Source organism: Aquabacterium sp. OR-4 (assembly GCF_025290835.2).
In the GTDB taxonomy this organism is placed as follows: domain Bacteria; phylum Pseudomonadota; class Gammaproteobacteria; order Burkholderiales; family Burkholderiaceae_C; genus Pseudaquabacterium.
The window spans coordinates 1,473,745-1,492,167 of record NZ_JAOCQD020000002.1; the positions used below are offsets into that span (position 1 = coordinate 1,473,745).

The 18,423-nt window shown below is 71.6% G+C and carries 14 protein-coding genes; all 14 read right to left on the minus strand.

Annotated elements, in window-relative coordinates; translation table 11 throughout:
• Positions 1-66 precede the first annotated feature (66 nt).
• Positions 67-1,149: an undecaprenyldiphospho-muramoylpentapeptide beta-N-acetylglucosaminyltransferase gene (gene murG / locus N4G63_RS18720; protein WP_260787339.1), complete on the minus strand. Its 1,083-nt coding sequence runs from the start codon at positions 1,147-1,149 to the stop codon at positions 67-69.
• A gap of 91 nt (positions 1,150-1,240) precedes the next feature.
• On the minus strand, positions 1,241-2,512 hold the full coding sequence (ftsW, locus tag N4G63_RS18725) for a putative lipid II flippase FtsW (protein ID WP_260787338.1): 1,272 nt from the start codon (positions 2,510-2,512) through the stop codon (positions 1,241-1,243).
• Complete coding sequence (gene murD / locus N4G63_RS18730) at positions 2,509-4,362, minus strand: UDP-N-acetylmuramoyl-L-alanine--D-glutamate ligase (protein WP_260787337.1); 1,854 nt, start codon at positions 4,360-4,362, stop codon at positions 2,509-2,511. The genes ftsW and murD overlap by 4 nt, the downstream gene beginning before the upstream one ends.
• Positions 4,363-4,462: 100 nt before the next feature.
• On the minus strand, positions 4,463-5,641 hold the full coding sequence (gene mraY / locus N4G63_RS18735) for a phospho-N-acetylmuramoyl-pentapeptide-transferase (RefSeq protein ID WP_260787336.1): 1,179 nt from the start codon (positions 5,639-5,641) through the stop codon (positions 4,463-4,465).
• On the minus strand, positions 5,632-7,125 hold the full coding sequence (locus N4G63_RS18740) for a UDP-N-acetylmuramoyl-tripeptide--D-alanyl-D-alanine ligase (protein ID WP_314600217.1): 1,494 nt from the start codon (positions 7,123-7,125) through the stop codon (positions 5,632-5,634). Before N4G63_RS18740 ends, mraY begins: the two co-directional genes overlap by 10 nt.
• Before the next feature lie 29 nt (positions 7,126-7,154).
• Positions 7,155-8,747 (minus strand): UDP-N-acetylmuramoyl-L-alanyl-D-glutamate--2,6-diaminopimelate ligase, encoded by a 1,593-nt coding sequence (locus N4G63_RS18745; protein ID WP_314600055.1) that lies wholly within the window; start codon positions 8,745-8,747, stop codon positions 7,155-7,157.
• A 2-nt stretch (positions 8,748-8,749) separates the two neighbouring features.
• Positions 8,750-10,516 (minus strand): peptidoglycan D,D-transpeptidase FtsI family protein, encoded by a 1,767-nt coding sequence (locus N4G63_RS18750; RefSeq protein WP_260787334.1) that lies wholly within the window; start codon positions 10,514-10,516, stop codon positions 8,750-8,752.
• Positions 10,513-10,860, minus strand: coding sequence for a cell division protein FtsL (ftsL, locus tag N4G63_RS18755; RefSeq protein ID WP_260787333.1), 348 nt, complete (start codon positions 10,858-10,860; stop codon positions 10,513-10,515). The genes N4G63_RS18750 and ftsL overlap by 4 nt, the downstream gene beginning before the upstream one ends.
• The gene (gene rsmH / locus N4G63_RS18760; RefSeq protein WP_314600056.1) at positions 10,860-11,861 is read right to left on the minus strand and encodes a 16S rRNA (cytosine(1402)-N(4))-methyltransferase RsmH; all 1,002 of its coding nucleotides are present in this window, start codon (positions 11,859-11,861) and stop codon (positions 10,860-10,862) included. The genes ftsL and rsmH overlap by 1 nt, the downstream gene beginning before the upstream one ends.
• On the minus strand, positions 11,858-12,286 hold the full coding sequence (mraZ, locus tag N4G63_RS18765) for a division/cell wall cluster transcriptional repressor MraZ (protein WP_510182766.1): 429 nt from the start codon (positions 12,284-12,286) through the stop codon (positions 11,858-11,860). The genes rsmH and mraZ overlap by 4 nt, the downstream gene beginning before the upstream one ends.
• Before the next feature lie 592 nt (positions 12,287-12,878).
• The gene (locus tag N4G63_RS18770) at positions 12,879-14,432 is read right to left on the minus strand and encodes an SEL1-like repeat protein (protein WP_260787331.1); all 1,554 of its coding nucleotides are present in this window, start codon (positions 14,430-14,432) and stop codon (positions 12,879-12,881) included.
• A 329-nt stretch (positions 14,433-14,761) separates the two neighbouring features.
• Positions 14,762-15,841, minus strand: a complete 1,080-nt coding sequence (locus tag N4G63_RS18775; protein WP_260787330.1) for a porin — start codon at positions 15,839-15,841, stop codon at positions 14,762-14,764.
• A gap of 217 nt (positions 15,842-16,058) precedes the next feature.
• On the minus strand, positions 16,059-17,672 hold the full coding sequence (locus tag N4G63_RS18780; RefSeq protein WP_260787329.1) for a heavy metal sensor histidine kinase: 1,614 nt from the start codon (positions 17,670-17,672) through the stop codon (positions 16,059-16,061).
• Positions 17,669-18,343 carry a heavy metal response regulator transcription factor gene (locus N4G63_RS18785; RefSeq protein WP_260787328.1) on the minus strand — a complete coding sequence of 225 codons (675 nt, stop codon included), beginning with the start codon at positions 18,341-18,343 and terminating at the stop codon, positions 17,669-17,671. The genes N4G63_RS18780 and N4G63_RS18785 overlap by 4 nt, the downstream gene beginning before the upstream one ends.
• Between the last annotated feature and the right edge of the window lie 80 nt (positions 18,344-18,423).

The window sequence follows — 18,423 nt, forward strand, 5'->3', positions numbered from 1 at the left end:
GGCCGGGCCGCTGCATCGGCGCTGCCGGATCCGCGATGACGTGGGTGCGCTTGACGAGCATGTGTTTCATGACTTGTTCACCAGCCGTTCAAGTTCGTCGGCCACGCGTGCGGCGGCCTGGGGCCGGGCGGCGGCGCGCGCCTTCTCGGCCATGGCCAGCAGCGCCGGCCGGTCGAGTGCGGCCAGCTGCCGCGCCAGGGCCTCAGCATTCAGCTCGGTCTGCGGCAGGTGGATGCCGGCGCCCTGCTCGGCCAGCCAGCGGGCGTTGTCGCGCTGGTGGGCGGTGGTGCTCACCACCAGCGGCACCAGGATGGCCGGCACGCCGGCGGCGCACAGCTCGCTCACCGTCACCGCACCGGCGCGGCAGACGATCAGGTCGCAGCTGGCCAGGCGGCTGGCCATGTCGTCGATGAAGGGCAGCACCTCGGCCTGCTCGGGCCCGATGCCGGCCGCGGCGTAGGCGGCGCGCACGGCCTCGGCGTCCTTGACGCCGGTCTGGTGCGTGACGCTCGGGCGCTGGGCGGCCGGCAGCGCGGCCAGCGCCTGGGGCAGCGTGCTGTTGAGCACCTGGGCGCCCAGGCTGCCGCCCACCACCAGCAGCCGCAGCGGGCCGCTGCGGCCGGCATAGCGCTGCGCCGGCGGCGCAATGGCCTCGATCTCGGCGCGCACCGGGTTGCCGGTGACCAGGCCGTGCCTGACCTGCGCCGCCGGGCCGTCAAAGCCGAAGGCCACGCGGTCGGCGACCGGCAGCAGGCTGCGGTTGGACAGCAGCAGCGCGGCATCGGCATTCACCAGCATCAGCGGCTTGCCCAGCGCCGCGGCGGCCCAGCCGCCCGGAAAGCACACATAGCCGCCCATGCCCAGCACGGCGCTGGCACTGCGCCGGCGCAGCACGCCGGCGCTGTCCCACAGCGCCTTGAGCAGGCGCGCGGCGCCGGTCAGCGTGTGCAGCAGGCCCTTGCCGCGCAGGCCGCTGAAGGCCAGCGTGTCCATCGCGATGCCGGTGGGCGGCACCAGCTTGTTTTCCATGCCCGTGGTGGTGCCCAGCCAGCTCACGGTCCAGCCGCGGCGCTGCACTTCGCGCGCCACCGCCAGGCCGGGCATGATGTGCCCGCCGGTGCCTGCCGCCATGACGACGAGATGCGGCATCAGGCCCGTCCTCCTCGCATGAGCTGCCGATTCTGGCTTCGCCCAAGCCTGCATGCGGCGTTGCACGCCGTGGCGCCGCTGCGCGTCGCACTCATGCTCGGCCTCCTCGCATGAGCTGCCGGTTTTCAATGTCGACTCTCAACACGATGGCGAGGGCGATCATGTTCATCAGGATGGCCGAGCCGCCGTAGCTCAGCAAGGGCAGCGTGAGGCCCTTGGTGGGCAGGGCGCCGAGGTTCACGCCCATGTTGATCAGCGCCTGGCCGCCAAACCAGATGCCGATGCCCTGCACCATCAGGCCGGCAAACACGCGGTCGAGCACCACCGCCTGGCGGCCGATGACGAAGATTCGGCGGGTGAGCCAGAAGAAGGCCACGATGACGCAGGCCATGCCGATGAAGCCCAGCTCCTCGCCGATCACGGCCATCAGGAAGTCGGTGTGCGCCTCGGGCAGGTAGTGCAGCTTCTCGATGCTGCCGCCCAGGCCCTGGCCCGAGAACTCGCCGCGGCCGATGGCGATCAGCGAGTGGGTGAGCTGGTAGCCCTTGCCCTTGGCATACACCGGGTCCCAGGGGTCCAGGAAGGCCAGGATGCGCTCGCGGCGGAAGGGGCTGAGCGCGATCATCGCGGCAAAGGCTGCCAGCAGCACCGTGAAGCTCAGGAAGAACATGCGGCCGTTGACGCCGCCCAGGAACAGGATGCCCAGCGCCACCAGCGCGATCACCACGAAGGCGCCCATGTCGGGCTCGGCCAGCAGCAGCAGGCCGATCACCGCCAGCGCCACCGCCATCGGCCACACGGCCTGGAAGAAGCGCTCCTTCACCTCCATCTTGCGCACCATGTAGCTGGCGGCGTACATGGCCATGCCCAGCTTGGCCAGCTCGCTGGGCTGGAAGTTCATCACCCCCAGCGGCAGCCAGCGGCGTGCGCCGTTGACGCCCTTGCCGATGCCCGGCACCAGCACCAGGGCCAGCAGCAGCAGCGCCACGACAAACAGCCACGGCGCCCAGCGCTCCCACTGGTTGACGGGGATCTGCACCACCACCAGCGCGGCCACGCAGGCCAGCGCCAGCGCAAAGGCATGGCGGCTGAGGAAGAAGGTGGACGAGTAGCGCGCGTACTTGGGGCTGTCGGGCAGGGCCACGCTGGCCGAATAGACCATCACCAGGCCCAGCGCCAGCAGGCCCAGCGTGCACCACACCAGCGCGGTGTCGAAGCCGGCGATGCGCGGCGCCTGGCCGGCCGTGGGGCCCTGCCAGTCGTGGATCGGCACCCGCTCGGTGCCGGCGCCGGCGTCGGCGCGTGCGGCGCGCAGCGCCTGCAGCCAGCTCAGGGGGTTGAGTCGGTCGGCCAGCGTGCTCATCCGGTGAACTCCCCGCGTGCATCGGCTTCGGCCTGCACCGCGGCCACGAACACGTCGGCGCGGTGGGCGTAGTTGCGGAACATGTCCAGGCTGGCGCAGGCCGGGCTCAGCAGCACGGCATCGCCCGGACGCGCCTGCTCAAAGCACCACAGCACGGCGGCCTCCAGCGAGTCGTGCTGCTGCAGCGGCAGCGCCGTGCCTTCGCCGGCCACGCCGGCCAGGGCGCTGGCAATGGCCGGCGCATCGCGGCCGATCAGCGCCACGGCGCGGGCATGGCGGGCCACGCCCGGGGCCAGCGGCGCAAAGTCCTGGCCCTTGCCGTCGCCACCCAGGATCACCACCAGCCGGGCCGGCGCCTTGTCGGCACCCAGGCCGTCCAGCGCGGCCACGGTGGCGCCCACATTGGTGCCCTTGCTGTCGTCGAAGGCTTCCACGCCGCCCACGGTGGCCACATAGGCCACGCGGTGCGGCTCGCCGGCGTAGTCGCGCAGCGCATGCAGCATCGGCGCCAGCGCACAGCCGATGGCGGTGGCCAGGGCCAGCGCGGCCAGTGCATTGGCGGCGTTGTGGCGGCCACGCACGCGCAGCGCATCGGCCGGCATCAGGCGCTGCAGCTGGATCTCGACCTCCTCGGCAGCGGCCTTGCGGCTGTTGCGCTTGAGGGTTTCGTCCAGCTCGCGGGCGCGCACCAGCCAGGCCATGCCGTTCTCGGTGACCAGGCCGAAATCGCCCGGCTGCTGCGGGGCATCGAGCCCGAAGCGCAGCACCTTGCGCGCCAGCGTGCGCGGCTTGATGCCGCGCCCGCCCTTGATCACCACCGGCGCCGGCACCATGGCCTCGACCTGCAGGTCGTCGCGGTTGACCACCATCACGGTGGGCCCCTCCACGCCGGCCGGGCCGTGGATGCGGGCCTTGGCCGCGGCATAGGCGGCCATGTCGCCATGCCAGTCGAGGTGGTCCTGCGTGATGTTGAGCACCGCGGCGGCGCTGGGCGCAAAGCCCTGCACGCCATCAAGCTGGAAGCTGGAGAGCTCGAGCACCCAGACCTCGGGCAGCACCTCGAACACCGGCGCAGCCGGCGGCGGCGGGGCGATGGGCAGCGGCGCGGGTTCGTCGTCGTCGGCGGGGGTGTCGGCTGGCGCGTCGGCCGCTGCCTCGGCCGCGGCGTCGACCACATCGGTCGCATCGGCTGCTGCCACGGCTTCGTCGGCCACGGCCGCTTCGGCGGGATCGACGACCGCGGCGGCTTCGGCGGCAGCTGCCGGCTCATCGACTGCCAGCGGCAGCTCTGCCGCGGCCGCCACCGCTTCAGCCGCCGGTTCGGCCTCACGCACCGGCTCGGCATCCAGCGCGGCGGCCAGGGTGTCCAGCATCGTCGGGCCGATGTTGCCGGCCATGGCCACGCGCTTGCCGCAGCTTTGCACCAGCAGCGCGGTCATGGCGGTGGTGGTGGTCTTGCCATTGGTGCCGGTGATGGCCAGCACAGCCGGGGCGTAGCCGCGGTCGGCCTTCAGGTCGGCCAGCGCGCGGGCAAACAGATCCAGCTCGCCTGCCACCGCAATGCCGATGGCGCGCGCGGCCTGCAGCAGGCCGACGATGCGCGCATCGTGCGGTGCCAGGCCGGGGCTCTTGAGCACCAGCTTGAAGTCGCCCAGGTCGTCGGCGCCCAGCGTGCCCGAGCGCAGCGTCACGGCCGGCAGCTCGGCCGCCAGCACCGCCGCCTGCGGCGGGTTGGGCCGCGAGTCCCACACCTGCACGCGCGCACCGTGGCGCACGCACCAGCGCGCCATGGCCAGGCCGGAGTCGCCCAGGCCCAGCACCAGCACATCGAGGTCACGCAAATGGTTCATGCCGACCTCCGCAGACGCGGCGCGGCCAGCGCCGGGCCGCGCCAAGCAGGCCGCGCCCCCCCTCGGGGGGCAGCGAACGCAGTGAGCGTGGGGGTCGTCATCACCGCAGCTTCAAGCTGGCCAGGCCCACCAGGCACAGCAGCATGGTGACGATCCAGAAGCGGATCACCACCTGGGTCTCGCGCCAGCCCTTCTTCTCGAAGTGGTGGTGCAGCGGCGCCATCAGGAAGATGCGCCGGCCTTCGCCATAGCGCTTCTTGGTGTACTTGAACCAGCTCACCTGGATCATCACCGACAGCACCTCGGCCACGAACACCGCGCCCATGATGCCGAGCACGATCTCCTGGCGCGTGATGACGGCGATGGTGCCCAGCGCGCCGCCCAGTGACAGCGCGCCCACGTCACCCATGAACACCTGGGCCGGATGGGCGTTGAACCACAGGAACGCCAGGCCCGCGCCGGCCAGCGCGCCGCAGAAGATCAGCAGCTCGCCGGCACCGGGGATGTGCGGAAAGAACAGGTACTTGCTGTACACCGCATTGCCCACGATGTAGGCAAAGATGCCGAGCGCCGAGCCCACCAGCACCACCGGCATGATGGCCAGGCCGTCGAGCCCGTCGGTGAAGTTCACTGCATTGCTGCAGCCGACGATGACGAAGTAGGTCACGCCGATGAAGCCCAGCACGCCCAGCGGGTAGTTGATGGTCTTGAAGAACGGCACCATCAGGCCGGCCTTGGGCGGCAGCGCGGTGTTGAAGCCGCTGCGGATCCACTCGAAGAACAGCTCCAGCACCTTCTGGTTGGTGCTCTCCGACACCGCGAAGGCCAGGTACATGGCGGCCAGCAGGCCGACCAGGCTTTGCCAGAAGAACTTCTCGCGCGAGCGCATGCCCTCGGGATCTTTCTTCACCACCTTGCGCCAGTCGTCCACCCAGCCCACGGCGCCGAAGCCGAAGGTGACCACCATCACCACCCACACGAAGCGGTTGGTCCAGTCGAACCACAGCACGGTGGACACGGCGATGCCGATCAGGATCAGCACGCCGCCCATGGTGGGCGTGCCGCGCTTTTGCAGATGGGCCTGCACGCCGTACTCGCGGATCGGCTGGCCGATCTTGAGCTCGGTGAGGCGGCGGATGACCCACGGCCCGAAGGCCAGGCCGATCAGCAGCGCGGTCATCGCCGACATCACGGCGCGAAAGGTCAGGTACTGGAAGATGCGCAGAAAGCCCCACTCGGGGTACAGCGTCAGCAACCACTGCGACAGACTCAGCAGCATGGCCCCCCCTCCTGCGCCGAGCCGGCCTTGGCGGCCGCGGCCGCACGGTCGCGCAGCGCGCGCACCACCTGTTCCATGCGCATGAAGCGCGATCCTTTCACCAGCACCGCGCCACAGGCGGGTGCCTCATCCAGCGCGGCCACCACGGCCGCGGCGTCATTGAAGTGGCGGGCAGCGGCGCCGCGGGTGCTGCTGTCCGCCGAGGCCTGGCCGTAGGCCTGCGCCGCATGCGCGCACAGCGGGCCGGCCGTCCACAGCGTGTGGATGCCGAGTGCGCGCGCCAGGGCGCCCACCTCGGCATGGAAGGCCGGGCCTTCGTCGCCCACCTCGCCCATGTCGCCCAGCACCAGCCAGTGCGGGCCGGGCAGACTGGCCAGCAGCTCGATGGCGGCACGCACCGAGTCGGGGTTGGCGTTGTAGCTGTCGTCCACCAGCGTGACGCTGCGCCCGCCCAGCATCAGCCGGCTGGCCTGCGAGCGGCCGCTCACCGGGCGGAAGGCTTCCAGCCCGGCCAGCACCGCGGCCAGCGGCGCACCGGCGGCCAGCGTGGCGGCGGCCGCAGCCAGCGCATTGCGCACGTTGTGGCGGCCGGCGGCATGCAGGTGGCATTCGGCCGGGCCGGCCGGGGTGTGCAGGCGCAGCGCCCAGTAGCCCGCCAGGCCGGCGGTGGCATCGCCGGCAGCGCCGTCGTCGGCCACCCACACGGCGTCGTCGTGCACATCGGCCACGGCGTCGAGCGCAAAGCTCAGCGTGGGCCGCGTGCCGGCCAGGGCCTGCCAGATGCCGGCATGGGCATCGTCGGCCGGATACACCGCCACGCCACTGGCCGGCAAGGCGCTGATGACGCTGCCGTTTTCGTGCGCCACGGCTTCCACCGAGGCCATGAACTCCTGGTGCTCGCGCTGCGCGTTGTTGACGATGGCCACCGTGGGCTGGGCGATGGCGGCCAGCTCGGCAATCTCGCCCGGATGGTTCATGCCCAGCTCGAGCACCGCGGCGCGGTGGTGCGGGCGCAGGCGCAGCGCGGTGAGCGGCACGCCGATGTGGTTGTTGTAGTTGCCGGCGGTGGCCAGCGCATCGTCCTCGCCCACCCAGGCGCGCAGGATGCCGGCCACCATCTGCGTGACCGTGGTCTTGCCGTTGCTGCCGGTCACCGCCACCAGCGGCAGCGTGTGGCGCGCGCGCCAGGCGCTGGCCAGCTGCTGCAGCGCGGCCAGTGCGTCAGGCACTTCCACGCCGGGCAGGCCGCACGTGGCGAGGCCACGCTCGGCGATCACCGCCACGGCACCGGCGGCGCGGGCCTGGGGCAGGAAGTCGTGCGCGTCAAAGCGTTCGCCGCGCAGCGCCACGAACAGGTCACCCGGCTGCAGCGTGCGCGTGTCGGTGTGCACGCGGTGGATGTGGGCGGCGGCCAGCGCGGTGGGGTCGGCGGCCACCAGGCGGCTGCCGGGCAGCAGCGCGTGCGCCTGGGTCAGCGTCATCATGAACATGTCGCCCCCCTCGCGTGCTGCGCTCATGCTGCGCCCCGCATCGCCAGTGCCTGGGCGGCCACGGCCGCATCCAGGAAGGGGCGCTTGACGCCGGCCACGTCCTGGTAGTCCTCATGGCCCTTGCCGGCGATCAACACCACATCGTTGGCGCCGGCCTGGCGCACGGCGTGGCCGATGGCCTCGCGGCGGTCTTCGATCACCGCCACCGCGGTCGAATCCGCAATGCCGGCGAGGATCTGGCTCAGGATGGCGCCGGGCGATTCGGTGCGCGGGTTGTCGCTGGTCAGCACCACGTCGTCGGCCAGGCGGTGGGCGATGGCGCCCATCAGCGGGCGCTTGCTGGCGTCGCGGTCGCCACCGCAGCCGAACACGCAGCACAGGCGGCCGCCGCGCGCAGCAGCCAGCGGGCGCAGCGCGGTGATGGCCTTTTCCAGCGCGTCGGGCGTGTGGGCATAGTCGACCACCAGCTCGGGCTGGCCTGGGGCGGCGGGCACGCGGTCCATGCGGCCGGGCACCGGCGTGAGCCGCGGCACCACGGCCACGGCCTCGGCCAGGCCCAGGCCCAGCGCGCGCAGGGCCGCCAGCACCACCAGCAGGTTGTGCGCGTTGTAGTCGCCGATCAGGCCGCTGCGCAGTTCGGCGCGGGCCTCGCCACCGTCGGCCAGGCGCTCCACCACGCTGAAGGCCAGGCCGCCATCAACGTAGCGCAGGCCATCGGCGCGCAGCCGCGCATTGCGGTGCTGCACCGCGCACGACCAGACATCCAGCCCACCCTGGCCGCTCAATTCAGCCGCCAGGCTGGCGCCCTGCGCATCGTCCACGTCGATGGCGGCGGCGCGCAGGCCCGGCCAGCTGAACAGCGCGCGCTTGGCGGCCCAGTAGGCGGCCATGTCGCCGTGGTAGTCGAGGTGGTCTTGCGTGAAGTTGGTGAACTGCGCCACCGCGATCGGCGTGCCGGCCAGGCGGTGCTCGGCAATGCCGATCGACGAGGCCTCGATGGCGCAGGCGCTGCAGCCCTGGTCGGCGAGCTGGCGGAAGGTGGCCTGCAGCGTCACCGGATCGGGGGTGGTCAGGCCGGTGAAGTCGATGCGGCCGAGCGCGCCATCGAGCGGCGGCTCGCCCACGCCCAGCGTGCCCACCACGCCGCAGCGCCGGCCCAGCGCGCTGAGCGCCTGCGCCGTCCACCAGGCGGTGCTGCTCTTGCCATTGGTGCCGGTGGCCGCCACCACCTGCAGCGCGGCACCGGGCTGGCCGAACCACGCGGCGGCGATGGCGCCGGTGGCAGCCTTCAGGCCCGGCAGGGCGGCGATGCGGGCCTGGCCCGGGGCGGGCGCAGCGCCGGCAACAGTGTCGGAGATGGCCTCGGAGAAAGCCTGGGCAAAGGCCTCGACGCCCTCGGCTTCCACCAGGCAGGCGGCGACGCCAGCGGCCAGCGCGGCGGCCACATGGGCGCGGCCATCGCTGGCGTAGCCGGGCCAGGCGATGAAGACATCGCCCGGCTGCACCCGGCGGCTGTCGGTGCGCAGTGTGGCGCCGGCCGAGGGCTGGCCGGCCTGCAGCGCCAGTTGCGCGCGCAGCCAGGCCACGGCCTGTTCAGGGGTGTGCAGCCGCTGCATGCTCAGAAGCTCTCGGGCGCGGCCGGCAGGGCCTTGGCCATGACCTGCGGCGTGACATCCAGATCGGGCGCCACGTTCATCATGCGCAGGGTTTGCTGCACCACCTGGCCGAACACCGGCGCGGCCACCGCACCACCGAAGTAGACGCCGTTGCTGGGCTCGTCGACCATCACGCCGACCACGATGCGCGGCTGGGTGATCGGCGCCATGCCCACGAACCACGAGCGGTACTTGTTGCTGGCGTAGCCGTGACCTTCCTGCTTGTGCGCGGTGCCGCTCTTGCCACCCACCGAGTAGCCGATGGTCTGCGCCAGCGGGCCGGTGCCGCCGGGGCCGGCGGCCATCTGCAGCATCTTGCGGATCTCGCGCGCGGTCTCGGGCGAGAACACGCGGATGCCGCTGGCCGGTTGCTCCTGGCGCAACATCGACACCGGGATCACCTCGCCGTCGCGCGCAAAGGTGGTGTAGGCGCGGGCGATCTGCAGCAGCGAGGCCGACAGGCCGTAGCCGTAGGCCATGGTGGCCTGCTCGATCGGGCGCCAGCTCTTGTGCGGGCGCAGCCGGCCGGTCACGGCACCGGGAAAGTTGATCTGCGGCTTCTGGCCGTAGCCGACCTTGGAGTACACCTCCCACAGCTCCTGCGGCGGCATCATCATGGCCATGCGCACGGTGCCGATGTTGCTGCTCTTCTGGATCACGCCCTGCGTGGTGAGGCCGCCGTAGGGGTGGGCATCCTTGATCGCGAAGCCGCCCACCACCATGCTGCCGGGCGTGCTGTTGATCATGCTCTCGGGCTTGACGCGGCCGCTCTCGAGCGCCTGCGCCACGACGAAGGGCTTCATCGTCGAGCCGGGCTCGAAGATGTCGGTCAGCGCGCGGTTGCGCAGCTGTTCGCCATTGAGGCCGGCGCGCGCGCCGGGGTCGTAGCTGGGGTAGTTGGCCAGCGCCAGGATCTCGCCGGTCTGGGTGTCGAGCACCACCACGCTGCCGGCCTTGGCACGGTGCTGGGCCACCGCCTCGCGCACCTTCTGGTAGGCAAAGAACTGCACCTTGGCATCGATGGCCAGCGTGATGTCGCGGCCGTCGGCCGGCTCGACGCCGGTACCCAGGTCTTCGATCACGCGGCCCAGGCGGTCCTTCACCACGCCGCGTGCACCCTTCTTGCCCTGCAGCTCCTTCTGGAACGCGAGCTCGATGCCTTCCTGGCCCTGGTCGTCGAGGTTGGTGAAGCCGACCACATGCGCGGCCGACTCGCCCTCGGGGTAGCGGCGGCGGTATTCGCGGTCTTCGTACAGGCCCTTGATGCCCAGCGCCTTGACCTGCGCCCACAGCGCGGGCTCGGCCTGGCGGCGGATCCAGGCGAAGTTCTGGCTGCCGCTGGCCAGCTTGGCGTCGAAGTCCTTGGCGCTGAGGCCCAGCAGCTTGATCAGCTTGGCGCGCTGCTCGGGCGTGGCCTGAAACTCTTTGGGAATGGCCCAGATGCTGGGCACCGGCACGCTGGTGGCCAGCAGCTGCTGGTTGCGGTCGAGGATGCGGCCGCGCGTGGCCGGCATCTCCAGCGTGTGGGCGTAGCGCTTTTCGCCCTGCATCTGGAAGAACTGGGTGCCGATCAGCTGGATGTAGGCGGCGCGGCCCAGCAGGCCGGCAAAGCCCAGGCCCACCGCGGCCACGATGAAGCGGCTGCGCCAGTTGGGGGTGCGGCTGGCCAGCAGCGGGCTGGTGGCGAAATCAACGCCACGCACGCTGGCCGGGGCAAGCAGCTTCTTCATCGTGCGGCTCCATCGGCGCGTGCGCCGGGCTTGGCCGGCAGGCCGGCGGCCTTGCCGGCCGGAATCTCGGTCAGCGTGGCCGTGGCCTGGCCTTCGTACATGGTGACGGCCGGGGTGACGGTGCGCATGCCCAGCTTCTCGCGTGCGGTGCTGTCCACGCGGTACGAGGTGGCCTGGCCCTGGCGCTCGGCCTCGAGCCGGGTGCGCTCACCTTCCAGGCGCAGGCCTTCCTGCTCGGCCCGGTGGATCTCGGCAAACAGCCGCCGCGCGTCATAGGCATTGCGCACCAGCCACAGCGCGCTGGCAATCACCGCCGCCAGCAGCAGCACATTGAGCCGCGCCATCACGGCACCTCCGTGCGCTGGGCCACGCGCAGCATGGCCGAGCGGGAACGCGGGTTGGCCGCCACCTCGCCGGTGCTGGCGCGCAGCCGGCCCAGCGCCTGCAGACGCATGGCCTTGGGCGGCGCCATCGGGGCGCGGCGGTCGATCTCGTCCTTGCTCTCGCGGGCGATGAAGGTCTTGACGATGCGGTCTTCCAGCGAATGGAAGCTGATCACCGCCAGCCGCCCGCCCGGGGCCAGCAGCGCCAGCGCGGCGCTCAGCCCCTGTTCGAGCTCCTCGAGCTCACGGTTGACGAGAATCCGAAGAGCTTGAAACGTGCGCGTTGCAGGGTCCTGGCCCGGCTCGCGGGTCTTGACCGAACGAGCCACGAGCTCGGAAAGCTCGGCTGTGGTTCGAACAGGGCTCCCGCCCTCCCGGCGAGCAACAAGCGCCTTTGCAATCTGAACAGCAAACCGTTCTTCGCCGTAGTCACGTATCACCTCTGCGATGCGGCGCTCGGGAGCGCTGGCCAGAAAATCCGCGGCGGTTTCGCCACGGGTGGTGTCCATGCGCATGTCCAGCGGCGCATCGAAGCGAAAGCTGAACCCGCGCACGGGGTTGTCGATCTGCGGCGAGCTGACACCCAGGTCGAGCAGCACGCCCTGCACCTGCGCGATGCCGCGCGCGGCCAGTGCCTGGCCCATGCCGGCGAAGCTGTCGTGCACGATGCCAAAGCGCGCATCCTCGGCGGCCAGCGCCTCGCCGACGGCGATGGCCTCGGGGTCCTTGTCGAAGGCGACAAGGCGGCCGCCCGGGCCCAGCCGGGCCAGCAGCGCACGGCTGTGGCCGCCGCGGCCGAAGGTGCCGTCGATGTAGGTGCCGTTCAGGCGCGCCTGGTGCGCGGCGACATCGCCCTCGTCCAGCGCATCGAGGCCGAGCACGGCCGACACCGTCTCGTCCAGCAGCACCGTGACATGGGTGTGCGGGGCGGGACTGCTGGCATGGGTGCTGGCCGGGCTCACAGCACGAAGTCCTGGATGGCCGCCGGCATGGCCGTGGCCAGCGTCTGCGCCTCATGGGCGGCGTAACGCACCGGATCCCACAGCTCGAGGTGGCGGCCGTTGCCCATCAGCAGCACGTCCTTGTCGAGCCCGGCCACGGCACGCAGCTCGGGCGACACCAGCACGCGCGCGGCCGAGTCGATGTCGACATCCACCGCCGACCCCAGGAACACGCGGCGCCAGCCGTCGGCGTTCATGGGCAGGGTGAGCAGCTTGTCGCGGAAGGCCTCCCAGGCCGGCCGCGGAAACATCATCAGGCAGCCGACCGGGTGGCGGCACAGCGTGAGCTGGTTGCCGCACAGGGCGCTCAGCGCATCGCGATGGCGCGCCGGGACGGTGATCCGCCCCTTCGCGTCCAGCGACATCGCCGACGTACCCTGAAACACCAATCCAGCCACTTTGCCCCACCAATTCCCACCAAACCCCACTTTAACTCAGAAACCCCGCTGCGATGCAGGGCCGGGCTGGAAAAAATCAGTTAAATCAACGAGTTACAGGCACTTGTGGAAGTAGGCGTCAGGAAAAAATCATTCAAAAATAGGAACTTGCAGAAGCTTGTGAAAGCAGTGCGTGAGCAATGGTGGTGGTGAGGGTGGCTCTGGCGCAGCGCCCGAACGGTGGCAACCCCCTGTTCAAGCGTGTGAATTGTCACAGAGGCAGCGGCCGGCGCCTGGCCGCAAGTGGGGGTGGCAGGCCGCGTCCGCGCCTGGCGCGCCGGCCCGCCAGGGCCCGGCCCCATGCAGCGCGCCCGCCGGGTGGAACACCGGGCGGGCGCGTTGTGAAGGGGCAGCAGGCGTGGCGGGCGGGCACCCAGGCCGGTGATCAGCCCCCCGCCCCCTCAGCCTCCTACAAGGTGTGAAGGAAGCGTCGCGAGCGGGCTCAGGGTGGTTCGAGCCACGCAGCCGTACACCCGTACACCCGTAAGGCGAGTCGCGCAGGGCCGCCATGGGCCCGCGCGGCAGGATCACTCACACCTGGTCAGGCCGCCAGTGCGTCGCTCAGCGGCTGGCGCGCGCGCCAGGCCCACTTGCTGCCCAGGCGCAGGGCCTCCAGCGTGGTGGCGCTGGCGTCGGCAAAGTACAGCGCCTCGTCCAGGCCCAGGCGTTCAAACAGCCGGCGCTGGCGCAGCGAGCGGGTGCGCAGATCGCCCTCGCCTGCCGCGCCGCGGGCCTGGCCGTACAGCAGCACGGCCTGCTGCAGCGCCTGCTGGGCCGCGCCGCCGGTGGCCGGAATGGCACGCGGCGCCGCCAGCCGCACCTGCTGGATGAACGGGTTGCGCCCGACCACCAGGCCCCAGGGGCGGTGGCCATCGACCACGTCCACGCACAGGCCTTCCAGCTTGGTCAGGCCGAAGCTGCGCGCCAGCTGCAGCCGCGCAGCCAGCCAGGGATCGCTTTGCTGCACCTGGGCGATGCCCCAGGCGGCCTCGGCGTCACTGCCCTGCACCGGCAGCACCAGCGACTGCAGCAGGGTGTGGGCATGCGCGTCGTGCTGCGCGGCGGCCGCATGCAGCCAGGCGATGGCCTGCTCGGAGCTGGCCAGGCCGGACGACTCGCGCAGCATCAACGCACCCAGCTTGCGCTGGGCTTCGGCCAGGCCGCGCGCGGCCGCCTTTTCCAGAAAGAAGCGCGCCATCTGCGGATTGGCCACCGACAGGCTGTGATCGGCATGCAGGCGGTACAGCAGCAGCCAGGCGGCGTCGCAGCCGGCATCGGCCGCGCGCAGCAGAAACGCCGCGCCCTTGCGCATGTTCTGGTGGCCCTCGAACACCTCGCTGGCCACCCCCGGCGTGGCCAGGCCGCTGAGGCCGCGGCCCAGGGTGTGGGCGGCGTCGCGATCGCCCTGGCTGGCGCAGATTTCCAGCGCCTCGCGCAGGGCCTGGCCGTCCACGCCGTGCAGCACCTGGCCCTGGCTCTCGGCCAGTTGCACGGCCGCGGCCAGGTCGGGCGCCAGGTCGGCCTGCGAGCCGGCGGGAAAGCCCAGCGCGGCCTGCAAGGCATCAGCCAGGGCCGGCAGATCGGCCTGGGCGCGGGCCTGGGCGATGGCCTGGGTGGCCACGGCGCGTCCATCCACCTCGGCCGCTGCGTCCAGGGCCCGCAGCACGTCGCGCAGGGCCAGGCCCGGCGCGGCGGCATCCAGCGCGGCCAGGGCGGCGGCACCGGCCGCGGCGGCGGCATGCGGCGCGCCGGCAGCCCGGCCCAGCCAGCGCCGCGCCTCGGCCTGGCCGTTGCGGCGCACCAGCAGCCAGGCGGCCAGGCGCAGCTGCGCCGGCACGCTGCCGGCCGCTGCAGCGGGCTGCAAGGCGGCTTCCTGGCCCTGCGCCAGCAGTTCATGCAGCGGCAGGCACTCGGCCAGCACACGGGCGGCGGCCACGGCATCCACGGCCGCGGCCTGGCGCAGGTGGTCGATGCCGGCCGCCACATGGCGGGTGAAGCCTTCCACGCCCAGCAGGTAGCGCCGGCCCAGCTCGCAGCGGGCGCGCACATCGCCCTGTCGGGCCTGGGCCAGCAGTTGAATGTCCTGACGTCGCATCGTGCTTCCTTGCATGTGGTGAGGCCGCCACGCCCAAGGCCACCGGGTGGCGCTTTGCTTCGTGGCGGTGGGCCCGGTTGGGCATGCAGGGATGATGGAAACCAGGCCCTGTCGACAGACCGACCCGAAGATGACGATCCGGTCATCCAGCCGTCAGGCGGGCGCCATGCCGGGCCGCCACCGGCCGCCGAAAGGTGCCGCCCGCGGCCGCCCAGGAAAAAGGGCCGCACCCCTTGCGGAGTGCGGCCCCTGGTCGGGAACCACCGATGCACTGCGCCCCCTGGCCCTGCCCGGCCCGAACGCCCGACAGGACCCGGCGGCGCCGGCGATCAGAAGGTGTGACGCATGCCCACGCCGAAGCCGGTGGACTTGGCGGCAACGGCGCTGCCCTGGCCGCCCACGGTCATGGCCGAATCGCCCTTGTTCTTCAGCGAACCGGTCTGCGCGTACACGGCGGTGCGCTTGGACAGGTTGTACAGGTACTCCAGGCCCCACAGGGTGGCGTCGCTGTTGTTGAAGGCGCTGGAACCGCCTTCGGCATTGCCCTTGCCCAGCGAGGCGCGGAACTCGCCCTGGCCCAGCGGCACGCCGGTGCTCAGCTCGTACGTGGTGTACTTGAGCGCGCCGAACTTGCTCTGGTTGTACAGGCCGTAGACCTTGGCCACGCCGAAGTTGTAGGACACGCCGGCGTTGAAGGTCTTCAGCTTCTCGGCCGCGTACACGTCGATCTGGCTGAACGACGTGGCCACATCCACCGGGCCGGCGGCGTAGCCCAGCAGGCCACCCTTGTAGCCGTTGCCCTGCACGCCTTCGGGCGCGGCGATCTGCAGCTGGCCGTACAGGCCGCCCAGGTTCTTCGGCAGGAAGTAGCTGACCGCGTTGTTCACGCGCAGCGCGGTGGCCGCGCCGGTGGTGGTGGCGGTGCTGACCTTGTCGAACGGGCTCTTGTTGGCGTACAGGTTGCTGCCGTTGCCAAAGCCGTTGGCGCCGAAGGCGTCGAACTTGCCCGACACGTTGAAGTTGACCGTGTAGTCGCGGCCCAGGCGCACTTCACCGAAGCCACCCGACAGGCTCAGCGTCGAACGGCGGTTGAAGAAGCCGGTGTTGGTGGTGCCCGAGCTGTTGTAGCCCGTGCCGCCGCCAGCGGCGCCGGTGTCGCCGCTCACGCCGGCTTCCAGCCAGAAGCCGGCCAGCAGGCCGCCGCCCAGGTCTTCGGTGCCGCGGAAACCGAGGCGGCTGGTGTTCAGGCCGGCGGTGTCCATAGAGCGGGTGGTGGTGCTGCCGTTCTTGACCTGGTTGGCGCTCAGGTCCATCACGCCGAACACGGTGAGGGTGGATTGGGCGCTGGCCGAGGCCGCTGCGGTGGCGAGCACGGCGAGGGCGATGGTGTGCGGAACGAACTTTTTCATGATCTTCCTTCGCAGGGGGTTTCGAACATGTCCATGGCGTCAGCCTTGTCCATGGCTTGAACGGGACATGCGGCAGCTTAGGAAGAGCGGGCCGCCCGGCGCATCTGCGGTGACGCAACCACCGCACCCATGCGAGCAAAGGGGGGCCGAAACGGCACGCGGCCGTGTCGCGCGGGCCTCAGTCCCGCCCGCCCGGCGCCGGGCGGGGTTGGCGCCGTCAGGCGGCGCTGGCCGGTGCCGGGAAGGCGAGCGTGAACACCGTGGGCTCGCCGGCCTGGCTGCGCACCGCCACGCTGCCGCCATGCAGCTCCATGATCGAGTGCACGATGGCCAGGCCCAGGCCCGCGCCGCCGGCCGAATCGCTGCGCGAGGGGTCGGCGCGGAACATGCGCTCGAAGATGCGCTGGTGGTACTGCACCGGGATCGGCTCGCCCTCGTTGCCCACGGCGATGCGCGCCACGCCGCCCACGCCGGCCGCCAGGTGCAGGCTCAGCGTGCTGCCCGGGCGGGCATGGCGCAGGGCGTTGTTGAGCAGGTTGGACACCGCCCGCAGCAGCAGCGTGCGGTCGGCCCACAGCCGCGGTGCGGCGCCATGCGCCAGCCGCGTGCTGACGGTGGACGTGACCCTCAGCGCCAGGCCCAGGCCACGGTCCTCGGCCAGTGGCTCGAAGTAGTCGCGCAGGCGGTCGGCCAGATCGGCCACGTCGATCCATTCGGCACGCAGCATGGCCTCGCCCTCGTCGGCGCGGGCCAGGAACAGCAGGCTTTCGGTCAGGCGCACCAGGCGCTCGCAGTCTTCCACCGCCGACTCGATGACCGCGCGGTACTCGCCGGCCGAACGCGGCCGCGACAAGGCCACCTGGGCCTCGCCGAGCAGGTTGTTGAGCGGCGTGCGCAGGTCGTGCGCCAGGTCCGACGAGAACTGCGTCAGCCGCGTGAAGGCGGCGTCCAGCCGGTCGAGCATGTGGTTCAGCGCCTCGGCCGCGCCATGCAGCTCGGACGGCAGCGAGGGCACGTCGAGCCGCTCGCTCAGGTCCTTGCCGCTGATGCGCGCGGCGGTGTCGCCCAGCTGCCGCGCCGCCACCACGATGCGCCGCGCCAGCCACACGCCGGCCAGTGCCGAGACCCCGGCCGAAACCGCCAGCAGGGCCGCCATGATCTGCGCGCTGTCGATCACCAGCTCGCGCGCGATGCCGGTGTCCATGGCCATCACCGCCCAGCCGGCCGGCTGCGGGTGCAGGCCGGGCAGCGACCAGATGCGCGCCATGGCCACCAGGTAGCGCGTGCCGTCGGCCGCCCGCACCTCGCGCGACAAGGGCCCCCAGCGCTCGCGCAGCACGCGCACCAGATGGGGGTCGATGCGCGGCGGCAGGGCCTCGTCGGGCACCGTGGCGCCGGGCAGCTCGGCCGCGCGCAGCGGAAAGCCCTGAGTGGCGGCCACGGTGCGGCGCTGCTCGTCCACCACCGCCACATGCAGGCTGCCCACCTGGGTGCCGATGCGCTCGGTCAGCGCGGCGGCCACCAGCGGCAGGTCGCCACGCGACTCGATCAGCTCGCGCTGCACCAGGGCCAGGTTGCCCAGCATCACCGCGTCGGCCACATCCAGCAGATCCTGCTTGGACAGGCGCAGGATCAGCCAGGTGCTGCCCGCCACCAGCAGCACCGAGATGGCCATCACCGACAGGCTGATCTGCAGCGTCATCGAGCCGCGCAGCAGGCCGCGGCACTGCGCCGGCGCATGGCACACGGCGCGCCAGGCCACCTGGACCGGCGCCTGCACCGACGCCTGTGCGGAGGCCTGCCCGCCCGACGCCTGCGGGCCGGGGCTCACGGCTCGCGCGCCTCGAACACGTAGCCCACGCCGCGCAGCGTGTGGATCAGCTTGGGCTCGAAGTCGTCGTCGATCTTGGCGCGCAGGCGGCGCACGGCCACATCGACCACATTGGTGTCGCTGTCGAAGTTCATGTCCCACACATGCTCGGCGATCAGCGTGCGCGACAAGGCCACGCTCTGGTGGCGCACGAAGTAGTCGAGCAGCGCAAACTCCTTGGCGGTGAGCTCGATGCGCGTGGCCCCGCGGGCCACACGCCGGCGCACGAAGTCAATCTCGAAGTCGGCCACCCGCACCACCGTGGCCGGTTTGCCGGCCCCGCGCCGCAGCACGGTGTGGATGCGCGCCAGCAGCTCCGAGAACGCGAAGGGCTTGACCAGGTAGTCGTCGGCGCCCAGCTCGAGGCCGCGCACACGGTCGGGCACGGTGTCGCGGGCACTGAGCATGAACACCGGCGTGTCGCGCTGCAGGCGCAGGCGGCGCAGCAGCTCCAGCCCGTCCAGGCCCGGCAGCATCACGTCGAGCAGCACCAGGTCGTAGCTGCCATTGAGCGCCAGGTGCAGGCCGTCGAGCCCGTTGTCGGCCACGTCGACGATGAAGCCGTGCTCACCCAGGCCCTTGCGGACATAGGCGGCGGTCTTGGTTTCGTCCTCGACGATCAGGATGCGCATGCGGGGCGGGATGATAGCCGCGCAGCCCGGCCGTGCGCTCAGGCCTGCCCGCCGCCGGTGCCGCGGTGCCGGCAAACCAG